At 37.6% G+C, this 17,522-nt stretch carries 13 protein-coding genes; 8 read left to right on the forward strand and 5 right to left on the reverse strand.

The annotated features are described in order from the left end of the window. Positions 1-38: 38 nt before the first annotated feature. From glpK to HW347_RS02420, 4 genes are all read right to left on the reverse strand, one after another. A complete protein-coding gene (glpK, locus tag HW347_RS02405; RefSeq protein ID WP_214610354.1) occupies positions 39-1,520 on the reverse strand; it encodes a glycerol kinase GlpK in 1,482 nt (493 codons plus the stop codon). 102 nt (positions 1,521-1,622) lie between these two features. After that, positions 1,623-3,968: a penicillin-binding protein 1C gene (gene pbpC / locus HW347_RS02410; protein ID WP_214610355.1), complete on the reverse strand. Its 2,346-nt coding sequence runs from the start codon at positions 3,966-3,968 to the stop codon at positions 1,623-1,625. Beyond that, positions 3,965-4,273 (reverse strand): antibiotic biosynthesis monooxygenase family protein, encoded by a 309-nt coding sequence (locus HW347_RS02415; RefSeq protein ID WP_214610356.1) that lies wholly within the window; start codon positions 4,271-4,273, stop codon positions 3,965-3,967. The genes pbpC and HW347_RS02415 overlap by 4 nt, the downstream gene beginning before the upstream one ends. Positions 4,274-4,313: 40 nt before the next feature. After that, positions 4,314-4,667 carry a hypothetical protein gene (locus HW347_RS02420; protein ID WP_155597820.1) on the reverse strand — a complete coding sequence of 118 codons (354 nt, stop codon included), beginning with the start codon at positions 4,665-4,667 and terminating at the stop codon, positions 4,314-4,316. 84 nt (positions 4,668-4,751) lie between these two features. Here HW347_RS02420 and HW347_RS02425 point away from each other — a divergent pair, with 84 nt between their 5' ends. The 3 genes from HW347_RS02425 (at position 4,752) to HW347_RS02435 (ending at position 6,638) form a co-directional block, all read left to right on the forward strand. Next, the gene (locus HW347_RS02425; protein WP_214610357.1) at positions 4,752-5,285 is read left to right on the forward strand and encodes a CvpA family protein; all 534 of its coding nucleotides are present in this window, start codon (positions 4,752-4,754) and stop codon (positions 5,283-5,285) included. Positions 5,286-5,384: 99 nt separating this feature from the next. Then, entirely contained in the window at positions 5,385-6,134 is a 750-nt protein-coding gene (locus tag HW347_RS02430; RefSeq protein ID WP_214610358.1) for a glycosyltransferase domain-containing protein, read from the forward strand. An 84-nt stretch (positions 6,135-6,218) separates the two neighbouring features. After that, on the forward strand, positions 6,219-6,638 hold the full coding sequence (locus HW347_RS02435) for a lipocalin-like domain-containing protein (protein WP_214610359.1): 420 nt from the start codon (positions 6,219-6,221) through the stop codon (positions 6,636-6,638). A 73-nt stretch (positions 6,639-6,711) separates the two neighbouring features. Here the strand turns inward: HW347_RS02435 and HW347_RS02440 are convergent, their stop codons facing one another. After that, on the reverse strand, positions 6,712-12,231 hold the full coding sequence (locus HW347_RS02440; RefSeq protein WP_214610360.1) for an alpha-2-macroglobulin family protein: 5,520 nt from the start codon (positions 12,229-12,231) through the stop codon (positions 6,712-6,714). Between the two features lie 341 nt (positions 12,232-12,572). Between HW347_RS02440 and HW347_RS02445 the strand changes: the two genes are divergently transcribed. The 5 genes from HW347_RS02445 to amaB all read left to right on the forward strand — a co-directional run bounded on the left by HW347_RS02445 (position 12,573) and on the right by amaB (position 17,517). Continuing rightward, entirely contained in the window at positions 12,573-13,049 is a 477-nt protein-coding gene (locus tag HW347_RS02445; protein WP_214610361.1) for a CAP domain-containing protein, read from the forward strand. A gap of 135 nt (positions 13,050-13,184) precedes the next feature. Next, entirely contained in the window at positions 13,185-13,724 is a 540-nt protein-coding gene (locus tag HW347_RS02450; RefSeq protein WP_214610362.1) for a 3-hydroxyanthranilate 3,4-dioxygenase, read from the forward strand. A 91-nt stretch (positions 13,725-13,815) separates the two neighbouring features. After that, positions 13,816-15,426, forward strand: a complete 1,611-nt coding sequence (locus HW347_RS02455; RefSeq protein WP_214610363.1) for a CHASE domain-containing protein — start codon at positions 13,816-13,818, stop codon at positions 15,424-15,426. Between the two features lie 47 nt (positions 15,427-15,473). Further along, positions 15,474-15,830: a DUF1304 domain-containing protein gene (locus HW347_RS02460; protein WP_214610364.1), complete on the forward strand. Its 357-nt coding sequence runs from the start codon at positions 15,474-15,476 to the stop codon at positions 15,828-15,830. A 133-nt stretch (positions 15,831-15,963) separates the two neighbouring features. Next, positions 15,964-17,517 carry an L-piperidine-6-carboxylate dehydrogenase gene (gene amaB, locus HW347_RS02465; protein ID WP_214610365.1) on the forward strand — a complete coding sequence of 518 codons (1,554 nt, stop codon included), beginning with the start codon at positions 15,964-15,966 and terminating at the stop codon, positions 17,515-17,517. Positions 17,518-17,522 lie beyond the last annotated feature (5 nt).

Consider the following 17,522-nt stretch of genomic DNA (forward strand, 5'->3'; position numbering starts at 1 on the left):
CTTATTATGTATTTCTATGTACAGTTTTTTACTATCGCTTATTTATCATCCCATCCTTTGGTACGCTCAACGGCCTGTTTCCATTTTTTGTACAGACGTTTTCGTTTTACGCGGTCAAAGGTAGGCTTAAAGATTCTGTTCATTGGTCTATTTTGATCAACATCTTCTTGTTTCCATAACCCCACTTGAATACCTGCCAAAAACGCAGCACCCATAGCTGTAGACTCTATTACTTCTGGGCGGTGTACCTCAGAATCTAAGATATCTGCCTGAAACTGCATTAAATGATTATTAGCGCAAGCGCCACCATCTACACGAAGGTTTTTCAACTGAATTCCAGAATCATCTTCCATTGCTTTTAAAATATCTTTCGTCTGGTAAGCCAATGACTCTAAAGTAGCCTTCGCCAAATGTGCTTTACCCGTATCTCTTGTCAATCCAAATACCGCACCTCTGGCATACATATCCCAATAAGGTGCTCCCAAACCTGCAAAAGCGGGAACCACATAAACCGGGTTTTCACCTTCAACAGAATCTGCCAAAGCCTCGGTTTCCTTTGCGTCTGTAATCAATTCCAATCCATCACGAAGCCACTGAATAGCTGCGCCTGCAATAAATATGCTTCCTTCAAGTGCATAGTTCACTTTTCCATCCAATCCGTAAGCAATGGTGGTAAGGAGTCCATTTTTGGAAAACTGAGGTTTTTCGCCTGTATTCATCAACATAAAACAACCTGTACCGTACGTATTCTTTGCTGTTCCCTTTTTAAAACAACCTTGACCAAAAAGTGCTGCTTGTTGATCTCCTGCTATACCCGCAATAGGTATTTTCTTTCCGTCTATTACGTAATCGCCAAAGTGGTGCGCAGATGGTTTAACCTCTGGCAACATTAATTTTGGTATGCCCAATGCTTTCAGCATCCTATCGTCCCATTTTAGGTTTACGATATCATAAATCATGGTACGCGATGCATTGGTATAATCAGTAACATGGTTTGCACCATTGGTCATGTTCCATACCAACCAGGTATCTACAGTACCCATTAGCAAATCACCATTTTCAGCCTTGGCACGTGCACCTTCCACATTATCTAAAATCCACTTTACCTTGGTTCCAGAAAAATAAGAATCAATCACTAGTCCGGTAGTTTGTCCAACGTGCTCGGACAAACCGCTCTTTTTTAAGTGTTCACAGATATCTGCCGTACGTTTATCTTGCCAAACAATAGCATTGTAGACTGGCTCACCGGTAGTTTTGTCCCAGACCATAGTGGTTTCCCTTTGGTTGGTAATCCCTATAGCTTGAATATCATTAACATCAACCTTCTCTTTTTTCAGCAATTCGTTTAAAACTCCTATTTGAGATTCAAGAATCTCTTTTGGGTCATGTTCTACCCAACCAGATTTAGGGAAAATTTGTTTAAACTCCTTTTGAACCATGCCCTGTATTTGTCCATCTTGGTCAACAAGCAGTGCACGAGAACTAGTAGTACCTTGGTCTAACGATATTATATATTTCATATGATAATTGTTTAAAGCTAGAATTCCACACAAAGTAGCATAGTGTAGCACAGCAAATATAAATAAATATACGCAATAATTCACAGAGGAAAGGAGCAAATTTTATTGAATCGATATTGATACAACAATCTCATTGCCATACGCATCCAAAACCATTATCCTATGTTTCCCTTTTGAGGGAAGCACTGCCATTTCATGAAAGTTCTTAGTCTGGCCTACAAATGTTTCGTCTATGTACCAATAAACTTCCGTCTCGGGTTTGGTATGAGCTAATTTTAAGATGAGCTCATTTGTTTTACCATTAAAACCTTTTGTTAATGTAATGCTACTTCCGTTTTTAGGATATATAAAATCCATAGGGGACGCACTATTGTTACTACATCCTTTTTGAAAGGGTGGTAGTACTTTATATGATGGGTGTTTAGTTCGATAATAAAATTGCATTAAAGGAGGTAGGACAAACCAAGATTCAGACACCGCCGAAGCCAATTCGGCACAAGAAGAATTAACCCTAAATTGTTTCGCTTGATCTAAATAAACCATCTGATGATATTTACATTCAGAAACATAATTTTGTTTATTAGGAATAGATATTGTCTTGGTGGGACAAATATCTGTGGCCAGATATCCACTTTGAGAACACACTTCTATATCCGTAAACTCATCCAATGGTTTTTGAAACCATTTACTCCTTGGAAGCACATCAAAAACATCAAATAATAGCGGTGCAGCAGACGATACTCCTGTTACATTTGGTCTTCCCTCCCCATCTGCGTTCCCAACCCAAATACCGACTACATGGTCTGTAGTTACTCCAATAGCCCATGCATCTTTATTCCCAAAACTAGTTCCAGTTTTCCAAGCAATCTCTTTACTGCTATCGAAGAACTGCCAAGATTCATCGCCTTCTGGTCTGTTTACCTCCTTCATAGCCTGGAATGTGAGGTAAATGCTACCTGCATCAAAAACAGTTTTTTCAGTCGATAATTTTCCAAAATCGACCGTCTGGTCTGTTTTTAAAATCAAATCCGTGAACTCATTCTTAAAATATTCACTAGAACTTGTATTAAAATGATTCAAAGTAGAAGCTAAGTTCGCATAGGTTTTACAAAGATCCCATAAGTTACTTTCTGCACCACCCAAAATTAGAGTAAGACCATAATGATCAGCCGGTTTATTAATTCCACCTAATTCAAAAAAATTCAATTGGTCACGGAATTTTTCTAGTTCGTATTGTTGCAACAAACGAATCGCAGGAATATTTAATGAACGCGCCAAAGCTTTTTTTGCCTCTACGGCACCGCTATAACTTTCGTTGAAATTTTCCGGCGCGTATCCTGCAATTTGAGTCGGGACATCGGGCACTAACATATCTGGCAATAATTCACCTGCATCTAACATTGCCGTATAAAGCAGGGGTTTAATGATGCTTCCCGTACTTCTATTGGCTTGAACCATGTCCACATCTTTCTGATGTTCTTTTGTTGTAGCTGTATTTCCTACATAAGATAACACCTCACGCGTATTTACATCTAGCACCAAAACAGCAGCATTGTGAACTTGATTCTGTTTTAGGTTTTGATAATGTTTTTGCACTATGGCATTTACATTGCGTTGTAAATTTTCATCTACCGTAGTCTTAATGCGTTCGGCCTTATTCTTTTTCGCCAAGTATTGCACTAAATGCGAAGCTGTTTTGGGCAGAGGATAGGGTTTCTGCGGAAGCTCTTCTAATAACGAGAGCTCATAAGTTGTTTGGTCAATAACCTGCTTTTCAAAAAGCTTTTTTAACAGACGATTTCGTTTATCCAGAAGTTTAATCTGGTTCTTACCGGGATAAATAAGACTTGGTGCATTTGGCAAGACCGCCAATGTAGCAGATTCCGCCCAAGATAATTGATGTGGGCGCAACCCAAAATAACGCCACGAAGCAACGTCAATACCAACTACATTTCCTCCAAAAGGAGCATGACTGGCATAAAGTTTAAGAATATCTTCTTTAGATCGATTTAATTCTAGCCGGGTAGCCCATATCAATTCAATAAATTTCTCAAAATAAGAACGACTTTTCCCATTTCTAGCTAGTCTGATTACCTGTTGCGTGAGGGTACTACCACCCCTAACCGTTCTACCTGCAGATATATTGGCCTTTATAGCCTTGACTATTGCAATTGGGTTGAAACCAGGATGCTGATAAAAATGGGCATCCTCAAATTGAAGAATACAAGCCTTAAACTTAGACGGAACACTATCCACTTCAGAAAACCGCCACTGTCCGTCATCCGCAATCATTGCTCCCAATAAAGAGCCTTGCTTACTTTCTACTACAGTTGCTGTTGGGGATTTGAATAAATTCTTAGGGAGGCAGAAATAATATGCAATTAGTAAAACCGCTAATAAAATTAGCTTCTTTGGGTGCCTTCTACCAAATGAGCCAATTCTTTTCATTTTACAAAATCATACTCCCGCTCTACAGCACAAATGCGCACCTTATACCATGAATACCAATCCTTAACTCCCTTTTGCTGCGCAAAAAGATGATCTGTATTCGCCTTCCAATTGGCTATAGACTCCATGCTTTTCCAATAGCTTACAGTAATACCCACTTGCTCGCGAGCACTCTCAATACCCAGATAACCGGGCTGTGATTTGGCCAAGTTTTCCATTTGGTTGGCCATTTCCGCATAGCCTTTATCTTCCTCCGTAAGTAGAGAGGTGAAGATTACTGCATAATATGGAAGTTTGTTTTTCATTTTGAATGGGTACAAGTTCCAAAATTGACTTTTGAAAAAATTAGATATATTCCCGTTCTACGAAGTAGCCTACAATAGCTTCTTTCATTAAAACGGATTGCTCACCTGCCTTCAATGCAGGTAATTCTTCCTTAGTAATATAATGGGGCCAACCTTCTTCATCAAAAAACTCAAACTCATAATAACCATAAGGTTCCAGTAAACGACAAATTGCAATGTGCATTAAGTCTAGTTTATCGTCCTTTTTGTACTTTTTATGATACTGACCCAATTCCTGAATCCCTACCAAATATATAATTGCGTCAAGCTCTAAAGTATCTCCATCTGCAAATTGGGCAGATAATTTCTCCACTAACACATTCCATCTTTCTTTTAACTCTTCGTCTCTTGCCATTAATCCTTTTGCATTTATCCGTTGAATGGATATAAGTCGCAAAGGTACAAATCAAAATACTACTTTTGCGTAAACACATTTACCATGAGCTTCTTAGATATTATTTTAGGATTACTTCTTTTATACGGACTTTGGAAAGGTTTAAAAAACGGACTTTTCGTAGAGCTTGCTTCCATTGTTGCTTTAATTGCTGGAATTTATGGGGCTATTCATTTTTCATATTACGCTGGCGATTACCTTTCAGAAAACATGGAATGGAACGAACGGTATATTAATATTGCTGCCTTTGTTATAACGTTTGTTGTCATTGTTCTTGCTGTACAACTAGCAGGACGGTTTTTAACTAAAATTGCCAATTTTGCAATGCTTGGCTTACTCAATAAACTTGCAGGTGGTATTTTTGGCGCCCTTAAAGTTGCTGTAATTTTAGGCGCACTACTTATCTTCTTTGAGCGTATAAACGATTCCGCAGATGTTGTAAAAGATGAAACGATGAAGGAATCCGTACTTTATGGACCTATTAAAGAGATTGGAGCATTTATATTCAGCAAAGTACTTAAAGAAGAAACAAACCCTAAAGGCGAAATAGAAAAAGAAACACTCCAGGCAAGTATCTAATACCCGATTCCTATTATGGAACATGGGCTTACTGGCAATTAACAGCACTTCTTATTATACTTAGTAAATAATTGTGATCTAAATAATCTAAAAATATACATGCGTAAGCTTGTCATTTATACTATAGCCCTCGGACCCGACTTCGGCTTTGTTCCGCAAAAAAGCATTGAAGGTGTAGACTTTTTTGCTTTTACGGATGACCCTAAAAAAGTCTGTAAACCGTGGAAACCAATTCTGGTAAAAGATGACATAAAGGACAAAGAACGTTTAAGGTCTCGCCACCCAAAGTTATTACCACATCTTTATTTTAGTGATTACGACGTTAGTATTTATATTGATAGCAACTTTTTAATTGTTGGAAATATAATAGAACTATTAGAAAAATTGGATGGTTTTCAAATGGCTCTTTTTGACCATAATCAAAGTGATGATATAAGAAACTGTGTTTATCAAGAATATGAAGCTATACTTGAATTAGGTAAACGACGAGGAGTTTACAAAGACAATCCTAAAGTCATGGAGCAACAGATTCAATTTTTTAAAGACCAAAATTATCCCCCGGAAAATGGACTTATCTGTGGAGGTGTTCTCATTAGAAAACACAATGACCCACAGGTTATAAAGCTTATGGAAGATTGGTGGGGTTTTGTTTCTACTCAAAGCCTTCGTGACCAACTAAGTTTCAACTACGTTGCTTGGCAAAACAAATTCAACTACACAATCATTCCTGGAGATATACGAACTGGGAACCCTTATTTCTATTTTTTAGCATCAAATAGAAAGAACTATCTTTGGCGGCTATTAAAATATCGCATAAAGCATTTATTGAACTATAAACTTCACCCTTAAAAGCTGCATTTGCTCTAAAACATGTCTTTTCATGTACTTTCTAAAATGCAAGAACGTTTCAATAGTTCACCAAATCAGATAAAAATGAAAAAACCAATACTTTTATTAATTTTAGCCATAGGCTGTACTTTCACCTCTTGTAAACAAGATGACTCCGGTGGTGATGGTGATTTACTAGGCACATGGTTCCTAACTACATATGTTGATAACGAAGGTGAAGAACCAGCCGATGAGTGTGAAAGCAAGAATATTGTGCGCTTTAAAGACGGAAACGTGTTTGATTATCAATATCATACCACGGATAACGCAAGTGGTGATTGTATAGAAGGAATTCATGATTCTGGTACGTGGTCCTATCTATTTGATAGAAAAGTTCAACTGGACTATGGAACTGAGGGAAGATCGGACGTAACAGTTGCAAAATATAAAATTTCCGGAGATATTCTAACACTAACCTTTGATGAAGGTAATGGCGAATACCATGAAAAATATAAAAAGGAATAAAAAATATCACATATTTTTAAACACCAAAAGACCCTTTAAAAGGGTCTTTTTTATTTTACCTATCAAAACTACTTTACTGAACCACTTCTACCCATTGGCCATTGGTACGCACCATATATTCGTTATCATACATAGCTTCTGCCTGAACGCCCGGTAAATAATAACGCCCTAAATAAGATGCATTCATTAGCACTCTGAACGTTTTACTTTCGTTCTTCTTCATATCGAAATAAAAACTAGTTCGATCATCACGAATATCTGTATACGTTACCTTATTGTCTGAGAATTCTCCAAAATCCGTAAAACGGGTGTTTACAATTTCCCAACCACTTGGAAAAATCTTGGTGAGAGCTATATCCTTAATTTCTTTGTTTGTGGTATTGGTTAAAGTAACCTCAGCAACGAAATCTGTGCCTTGTGCAAGTTGCGAAACATCTAACTGAGAACCATTGCGACTTTTAAATCCTATTTTTGCAACCAAATTTCGCTGTATTGCTTTCTCTTCACCTACCGGCAAAATTCCTTGGTTTACAATAGTAACAAACAAAGTATTGGCTTCATTGTTTTTCAACTCTATAGTATTGGCCCCTTTTTTTATTACAAGTTCACGAGTTACCAAAGTCTTTGGCGTACTTACATTTTTGGAGCTGCCATTTACCGTTACTGTTGCTTTTACACCCTTACCGCCAACTAAATTAGCAAATTTGGCCATAGCTATTAAGCTATAAGCAGTAGTCTGAGTGCTCAACCACCGAGATTCGGAAATACGTTCTGCAATGGTTTTAGCCAAGTCTTGGGCTTTAGTTTTATCTTTCAATAAAACATAGGATTCCAAAGCCATAGCCCTATTCCTATCTGACGAACCATAGGTATAATAATCGTAGTTGGAGCTTTCAAAATCAAGTTTAGCCGTACTCAGAACATCCTTTGCCACATTATTTTGACCAATTAAGGTATAACAAGCAGCTAAACGAAATTTCGCCTCATTAGACAAACCGTTTGTTTCTCTCAATCGGTTCATACTGGACACATCTGCATTACCAGATAATGCCAACGTATACAGCCGATATGCCTGCGCCAAATCCGAACTATTATTATCCGAACGCCATTGTTTTGAACTATTCTGCTGGTACTTCAACCAACTTGACTTGAATCCAATTGGCAGCACATATCCTTTCTTTTCGGCTTCTAACAGAAAATGTCCGGCATACGAAGTACCCCAATCATTAGAATAGTTTTGGCCCGGCCAATATGAAAAGCCTCCTGTGGCATTTTGATAACCGCCTAAAAGTTTAATAGCACGCACCACATTCTGTTGTATACTTTTCTTCCTATTCCCGTCTAAGTCAAAAATATCCGAAAGATATAATTGCGGAAATGCTGCGGACGTAGTCTGTTCTAAACACCCGTGCGGATAGCGAATCAGGTTTTGCATGCGGCCATTAAAGTTCATTGGCGGTAAAGTAGACAACTCAATTTCTGCTGAATTACTTCCAATAATACCAAAAGTTTCCAAATTTATGGTCTGTGAGGAATTAGGCTCCAAGATTACTTTTTGCATTTCTGATGTAACGGGATTAGGATTTACCACATCAATGGGAATTTCAAAAGAAGCCGTTTCTCCATTACCAGAAGCTTCAACGATAACTTTTCCTATTCCTTTAAAATCGGCTACCTTCAATTCAAAATATGCCATTTTTTCATCAGGCTGGTCAAAAATAAGCGTTTGAGTAGCGTCTCCAGAAATAGTAAACGATGGGTCCGACTTCAATTTTAAAGTGACATTTTTTATTTTCTTTTCCATAGCAAATACAGTGACCGGAAGAGTCACTTTTTCACCAGGCGTGATTTTTCTAGGCAACGAAGCCAAAACCATCAGTGGTTTGCGTACCGGAGTGGTCTTTTCTGCCATTCCATAAGCTTCGGTTTGAGAATTGCCTGCTACTACCATGGTTCGCACAGAACCAATGTATTTGGGGATTTTAATTTCATGTGACTTGGTTTCCCCTTCTTTCAGACTAAATGGACCCAAATGAACTACCATAGGCTCAAAACGGTTAGCCTTTTTATTTTTTGCTCCAGCTAATTCCCCATCACCACCAATAGCAAATACTTGATTTACCTTACCGCCAAAAGCTCCAATAACATCATCAAACACATCCCAAGTTTTTACACCAAGCGCTTCGTGAGCATAGAAAGTACCCCATGGGTCTGGGGTTACAAAACGTGTTAAGTCCAACAAACCTTCGTCTACTAATGCAATGCTATACGTCATTGCCATCTTGGTCTTCTCGCCAACTTTAACCGTTATGGTCTCTTCCGGCTGTAATACCTCGGGCATTGTAATAATAGGTTCGATTTTCGTAGCTGGGTTCTCTACTGAAACAGGTACAACACCATATAATCTAATGGGATTATCGTTCAAAGTATTGGCATGAGGCTGCAACAAAGAAATGTGAATAAACATATTGGGCGCATAAAGCTCGCTCATAGCTAGTTCAAATTTCGTTTCATCTTTTGCCGTATCTACCCAAAGGCTTTTTAAAACTTCCGTACCGTTCTCTATGGTAACCAAAGCACGGCTCCCTATAGAACTAGGAAAAGTTATTGTAGCATTTTCACCAACATTATAGATTTCCTTATCTGTTGAAAACACCAACATAGTAGCAGCAGAAGGGTCCGTTTTACGAGATTTTCCTGCCCAGCCCGGCCAATCTATATACATAGTTTTTGCAGTGGAATGTCCTCCGTTAGGGTCTTCCACACGCACTAAATACCTACCCCATTCAGGATACTTTAATTCAAATTTAAAATTAGCTTTACCGCTGGCATTGGTGCTGATTATCTTTTCAAAGACCTTCTCGTGATATTGACTACTACTATAATTAGATAAATTATCAGCAGAAGTATCCCACCACCATCTCCAACTTACTTTATGAATAGTTACATTCAAATTTTTAGCGGCCTTAGGATTACCCTTTTCATCTACTGTAACCACATCAAAAGTATGAGGTGTGTCCGTTAAAAGCATTCCCCTATTTTTATCACCTTTAGGAACAGTCAGTCCTACATAAGTGTTATAGGGCGAATATATTTTTGAAAACACATCCGTACTAAAATCACCTCCATTTTCATATACTTTGGTTATAAAAGCTGCTTTTAGTATTCCTGGCGCCTTGCTTATAAGCTGGGGGTTCATGCTAAAGCGCGTCTTGCCTTCTGCATCTACTTTACCATCAAAAACTACTTGGTCCTCTACCGAAAAAGTTCTGGTAGGGTCATCAAAAACATAACCGGGAAATTTACTGAATGTAGTATTAGATGCATTGAATTTTGCTGTAATGTCAGCTTTCAGATTTTTTGCAATTGCACCATGCAACCACTTCACTTCCATCATACCGGTAATGGGCTTAGTTGCATTTAAAATTTCATCATCAAACTCGGTTTTGATTTTTAAACGATTGGGCTTAATGGTTTCAATTTTTAGTGATTTTGTAAACGTAGCTCCACCAACCGAAATTTTAGCCGACCAATTTCCGGTAGGTGCATTTTCATCTGTTTTTAGATTAAATTGATAAAAATTATTAAGTCCGTTTGTTCTGATCTCACGTTGAACAATTTTGTTGTAAGGGTCCAACAATTCTAATTTTACGGGGTGGTTTTCCGGTAGTTTATGTGCGTTGTCATTCAGCATAAAAGAAAGGAAAATTTCATCTCCGGGACGCCAAACTCCTCTTTCACCAAAAATGAAGCCTTTAAGTCCTTTTTGAAGTTCTACCCCAGATACCTTGAACTTACTGACGGAAAGTGCGTTACCGTCATTTAATTTTACATAGGTTTTTTGACCATTGCTCTCTGCTACTGCAAAATAAGCTGGTTTTTCTGCATCAAATATAGCCATGCCCTCTATATCGGTTACCACACTCCCCAACGTCTGTTGTTGATAATTGTAAAATGTAACCTTAGCTCCGGCAACAGGCTTGGTATTCAAAATATCCGTTACCGCAACAAAGTAACTTTTATTAACTCCCTTTTTGACGGTCACACCTAAATCTGACGCCAGAACATTCATCCCTACTTTTTTATCATAGTAATAGGATTTGTCACAAGGGTTTTCTCTTTCGTTCCAGTTATAATCGTAGTAGTAATCATCATAGTAATAGTTCTCTACATTGTCCCAAGAACTATTCTCATTTTCTTCATCAAAATCTTCCTCATCTTCAGCTACAGACTCAAAATTGGAACTTTCACAACCGTAGGCGCTATCTTCAGGGCCAAAATCTAATTCAACCCTATAAATAGCGCCAACATCTGGCGTAATAAGGGTTTTAAGGTCAAGCGCATGCGCCACCCATTTTCCGTTAGAACTAGATAAATTATCTAAAGTTATTTTCTTGCGTGCAATAGGTCTTGCTACCGCCCGTAAATCTCCTTGCCCGTTTAAATTACTGTTTTGTAAAAACTGAAGAATATTATTCTCATAAATTTTAAAAACAGAAATCTTTACCGATGCTAAACTTACCGTTTCAAAATTGACTTTAAGATTACTGGAAGAAGGTAGAATTGTACCATTAGAAAGAAATCTCACCTGTGGTTTAAGCTTTTCAAAAGCAATTCTCTCTATAAACTTAGTTTTCAATTTATTACCGTCCGTACTCTCTATACCCTCATAAACTTCTAGTGTTACCGTACCATCAATATCTTTGGAAGGGTATACTTTTAAGGTATTTCCGTCTACAGCATACTTAACGTTATCGTCTTGCTCCAATACTACCAGCCCCATAAAATTCTGACCTTTCTTTAATGGGTCTGAAAAATTAATGGACACAACAGCACTTTCTCCCGTCTCTACAGTAGCATCCAATACAGTAAAGTTATTTTTACCAGGTATGGTAATGGTTTCAGCACCTTCACTTTCAATATTAAACTGCTTACCGCCCCATGAAACCTCTAGTTTAGAATCTTCATCATACCTCTGAATACTATCTATTTTAAAAGAAAACTGAGTCCCTTTTTCTGTTCCTGCATCGAACTTAATCCGGATAGGTTTCCCATTTTGGGTTGCGGAAACCAATTGCTCCGATTTTTCTAGAGGAAAAACATCTGCCATGCGCAACTGCCCGGTGATGTACTGGAATTCCTTAGAATACGACTGCAGAGCATTTGTATAAATATTGAACTGCTGTTCTAAAGTTTTTACACTGAAGTTCAATGCACCTAAATCATCTGGCAAATCACTTATAATATCATCTAGATTCAGAGTGAATTGATATTCTGTATTCTGTTCAAAACCATTTAAAGGAACAAAAGCTATTGTGCGGTTATCAAGAGCTACTACTTTACCCTCTACTTTTGGAGATACGTTAAAGAAATCTTCATTTAGCTCATCGCCTGCATTCCATTCTTCAACCGGCGTATTCAGAACCACTCTTACACTACTCTGGGCCGAAATAATTCCGTGAGAAACCTGACCTACGTAATCTTGAAAACGATTAAGGTTATCTGCCTGCTGGCTAGCATCTTCTTTTTTGGAAGTACATGCCGATAAAAAAACAAAAAGAATCAGAAAACGAAAAAGAAAATTGACCTTCATAAAAAGATTGTTTTACACAAAAATAGCAGTTAATAGGTAGAGTACGTCACGGTTTTCCTTGAATTATGGATAGATAAAAGCCCTGTTTTCAGTATAAAAAAATAAATTGATTATTGTATTATTCACTCTAAAATCCCAAAAATCAGGATACGGACAGACTTATATTAAATTATTGGAAAGATGTATTTCATCGAAAACAGAAACTAATCAACCAGAGTAAACAATATATTTTAGATATTCGCCTCACGATAACACCCCCTTATCAATTCGCTGAACACGAGAACACCCCACTTTTCTCTCCTACTTTTTAAGAACACGCCTACTTACAAATAGAACTTTGTATGAAAATGAGAACGCACTATATTGCACTCGTTTTATTTGTATGCACTTTGGCCTCTTGTAGTAAAGAGTCCGTTGAGGCTGCAGATATAATCGAGAAAGAAAATGCTGAAATTGTAGAAAAAGAACTTCTTGAAGCCGTTAATGGACACCGGCTATCTATTGGAGTAAATTCACTGGAATTTAGCTCCGTGGCTTATCTACATGCCAATAAACACACCGATTACATGATTTCTAAAGGCGCATTGAACCACGATAATTTTAGTTCACGTGCATCTGAAATATCTGCTGTAGAAGCTGCTGAATTCGTTGCCGAAAATGTAGCAAAAGATTATTCTACTGTTTCTGAAGCCCTTTCTGGATGGTTAAATAGTAGCAGTCATAAAAGAACCATGGAGGGTGAATTTACCCATACTGCGGTAAGCGTAAAGAAAGATAGTAACGGAAAATTGTATTTTACTCAAATATTTTTTCGTTAATTTTTAGGTGTTGAAATCCACTATATACAACACATACTAGTAATACAACATACTTTTTCATAGCTTTGAGATGAAATGACCTCCTTTTGCACATGTACAAACATGAGCAAGAGGTTTTGGTTCTAAAGTCAATATATGTCCATTAAAGCTCCTTTTAATCTCAATAACTGGATAGAAGAAAACAGGCACACCCTTAAACCTCCCGTTGGCAATAAAAACCTTTACAAAGATGCCGGAGACTATATTGTTATGGTAGTTGCCGGGCCCAATGCCAGAAAGGATTACCACTATAATGAAACCGAAGAACTTTTCTATCAACTAGAAGGGAACATAGAAATTCATATACAAGAAGACGGGCAAAAAAAAACAATGACACTTGGTCCAGGTGATATGTATTTACATCCAGCCAAAATACCACACTCACCCGTTCGTCATGAAGGCAGTATAGGCTTAGTTATTGAGCGTAAACGATCCGATATGAACGTAGATGATGGGCTACTTTGGTTTTGTGACAATTGCAATAATAAACTTTACGAAGCTTATTTTACCCTAAATGATATTGAAATTGACTTTTTAAAGCATTTCAAACATTTTTATGGTTCTAAAGACCTGCGCACCTGTGATAATTGCGGCACAGTTATGCCCGTAGACCCAAGATTTGTTAGCAGTGATTAAAGATTATTTAATTAGTAAAACAAAAATTACCGTTCTTTGGAAATAGCCCCAACCTAGCCGGTTTCTACAGATGTCCCCACATTAACCACTTATGACCAAACAACAAATTCTAAAATACTTAGCTATACTAGTTGTAGGAAGCAGTATTTCTTTGTTTATCTTCTTTTCCATTAACACTAGATATCTCCTTAGAAATAAAGCGACGATAGACAACGCAGTTAATAAATCTGTAATAAAACTAGAAGATGAACTCAACAAAATAAATTTAGTTGTTGAGTCAATGGCATTTTTTTACGAAAACAAAAATTTTATCCCCCAACATCTATTTGAACGGTTTACTGACCCCTTTTTAAAAGAACTTAACGGCATAAAAGTACTTGCGTGGGCACCGAAAATTGAAGACTCGGAAAAAGATAAGTTTGAGAAAATTACTTCAATTAAAGAGGCTAATTCTCAATACAATCTTATTCCTTCGAAAAAAAGGGATATATATTACCCAGTAAGAGTTCTAAATCCATTAGAGCCTTTCAGAACCGTATTAGGGTATAACTTATACTCCGATAGCATTAAAAGAGATGTAATTCTCCAGTCTATTAAAACAAACAAACCAGCTATTACCGGACCAATAACCTTACTGGCAGCCAATAATTATGCTAAGGGCATTCTAGCAATAAAGTCAGTAAGTGATTTAAAATCCACAGAGAGCAAAGGAATTGTTGTGGGAGTCTATCGTATGGATAAGCTCATATCAGAAACCTTAAAATCAGAAGTTAAGGTCTTTGACATTTGTATTCATGATTCCACGGATGATGCGCTTCTTTTTTCAAATGTTGATGAAAGTAAAATAAACGATAAAAAATTCTATAAAACTGCTATTGAAAGGACCATTAATGCCGTAGATCGGAAATGGGATGTTCATTTTGTGCCGAAATCCGAGTATCTATCTTTTCCCCATATTTTTGAATCTTATGTAGTATTGATTTTAGGTTTAGCCACAACCTGTTTATTAATCTTGCTTGCCAGAAGAAGGGATAATCATAATGACCGCCTTGAAGCTCGCGTATTACTGCGAACGGCCGAACTTGAGGAATCAAACAAACAGAAAGAAAATCTTTTAAGAGAAATACATCATAGGGTAAAGAACAACCTCCAGATTACGTCTAGCCTAATTAATATGCAGAAGCGGAAGTTGGTTAGTAAAGAAGCTATTACCGCACTACAGGACAGCCAGGCAAGAATATCTGCCATAGCGCTTACACATCAAAAAATATATCAAGACAAAGATTCAAAGGCGGTAAATCTCCATGCATACCTGAAGGATCTAATGGAGTATCAAAATAAAATATCGCCAACCTTTAGTTATAAAATAAACTGCCCAGAAATATCTATAGACCTGGATCGCGCCGTACCTCTTGCCCTTATCATTTCAGAACTGGTAACGAATGCCGTAAAGCACGCTTACCCGGATACTACCAAGTATAATGAGCTTATTATTGATGTTGATGTGCTGGATGATGGAATGGCGGCATTCTCAATTAAGGATAACGGAAAAGGACTGCCTGAAGGTTTTGCCATTGAAAATGCAGAAGGAATAGGATTTGATATTGTAAAAGCGCTCTGTAGACAAATTTCAGCTGAATTAACTTATAACTCAACTGAAAGTGGAACACATTTTACCGTAACTTTCGATAACAAAGTATAATAGCGGCTTAAGCCTACTCTTCTACAGAACCTTAAATTATAAAGAACATGCTACAAAAAATACTGATTGGTTTTATCGCTTTTTTACACCTTTATATTTTATATTTTGAGATGTTCGCATGGACTACCAAGGGCAGAAAAGTATTTAGCAAGTTTCCTCCTGAACTTTTTGAGCCTACCAAACCAATGGCAGCAAACCAAGGACTTTATAATGGTTTTCTTGCGGCAGGTCTTATCTGGTCACTCTTTATTACTGATGTTGTATGGCAAGACAACGTTGCCCTCTTCTTTCTAGGGTGCGTTTCAATAGCAGGAATATACGGTGCCTTTTCTGTTGAAAAGAAAATACTCTACATACAGACAGTGCCTGCATTAATTACTATTGCCCTTATTTTATTTAGCTAACCACAATTACAGAAATTATATCAATATTAAAGAACCCACTGCAAATTAATGCATCTGGCAAAACCTCTTTTTTCTGGTTTAGAAAAAGTATCTTTATAAAAAATATAACAATACACACTAAAAAAGTTATAAAATGTCAAAAGTAGCATCGCAATTCGGTATTGATAAAGCTCTAAAAGATTTGGGGATTCAAGATATAAATAACGGAACCTCAACAGGATCTTCAAATTTTATTTCTGGTGAAATTATTTCATCCTACTCACCTGTAGACGGAGAATTAATTGCAAAAGTAAAAGCTACTACAAAAGAGGATTATGAAAAGGTAATGCAATCAGCAACGGCGGCCTTCAAAACTTGGCGAACCAAGCCTGCCCCTCTACGTGGTGAGATTGTACGCCAATTTGGAGAAAAATTAAGAGAGAAAAAAGAAGCTTTAGGCAAACTGGTTTCCTATGAAATGGGAAAAAGCTACCAAGAAGGCTTGGGCGAGGTTCAAGAAATGATAGACATCTGCGATTTTGCAGTAGGTTTATCAAGACAATTGCACGGTCTCACTATGCATTCGGAAAGACCTGGTCACCGTATGTACGAACAATACCATTCTTTAGGAGTAGTTGGTATTATATCTGCTTTTAACTTTCCTGTAGCCGTTTGGGCATGGAATACTGCGCTGGCTTGGATTTGTGGCGATGTCTGTGTTTGGAAACCATCTGAAAAAACACCTCTTTGTGGTGTTGCCTGCCAAAACATTGCTGCGGAAGTTTTTAAAGCCAACAATTTACCAGAAGGTATTTCGTGTTTGATCAATGGTGATTACAAAATTGGTGAAATAATGACTTCAGATAGTCGTATTCCTTTGATATCAGCTACTGGATCCACACGTATGGGGAAAAATGTAGCACAGACCGTAGCTGCTAGGTTAGGTAAATCTTTACTGGAACTTGGTGGTAACAACGCCATTATTGTAACTCCAGATGCAGATATAAAAATGACGGTTATAGGCGCTGTTTTTGGTGCGGTTGGTACAGCAGGGCAACGTTGTACTTCTACCCGAAGGGTAATTATTCACGATAGCATTTATGATAAAGTCAAAACAGCCATAGTGGAGGCGTACAAACAACTTAGAATTGGTAATCCTTTAGATGAAAACAATCATGTTGGTCCTTTAATAGATACTGATGCCGTAGCTTCTTATAACACCGCACTTACGAAAGTTGTGGATGAAGGCGGAAAAATAATTATAGAAGGAGGTGTTCTAGAAGGCGAAGGCTATGAAAGTGGTTGCTACGTAAAACCTGCTATAGCAGAAGCTAAGGCAGATTATAAAATCGTGCAGCATGAAACTTTTGCACCTGTACTTTATCTTTTAAAATATTCAGGAACTGTTGAAAATGCTATTGAAGCACAAAATGGAGTGGCACAAGGACTGTCTTCGGCCATAATGACCAACAACCTTAGAGAAGCAGAACATTTTTTATCCGTTGCAGGAAGTGATTGTGGTATTGCCAATGTAAACATAGGAACATCAGGCGCAGAAATTGGCGGAGCTTTTGGTGGTGAGAAAGAAACCGGCGGCGGTCGTGAATCTGGTTCAGATGCATGGAAAGTATATATGCGCAGACAAACCAATACCATAAACTACACAACAGAACTTCCTTTAGCTCAAGGTATAAAATTTGACCTATAAGACTT

The organism is Zobellia barbeyronii (assembly GCF_018603515.1).
Classification (GTDB): Bacteria; Bacteroidota; Bacteroidia; order Flavobacteriales; family Flavobacteriaceae; genus Zobellia; species Zobellia barbeyronii.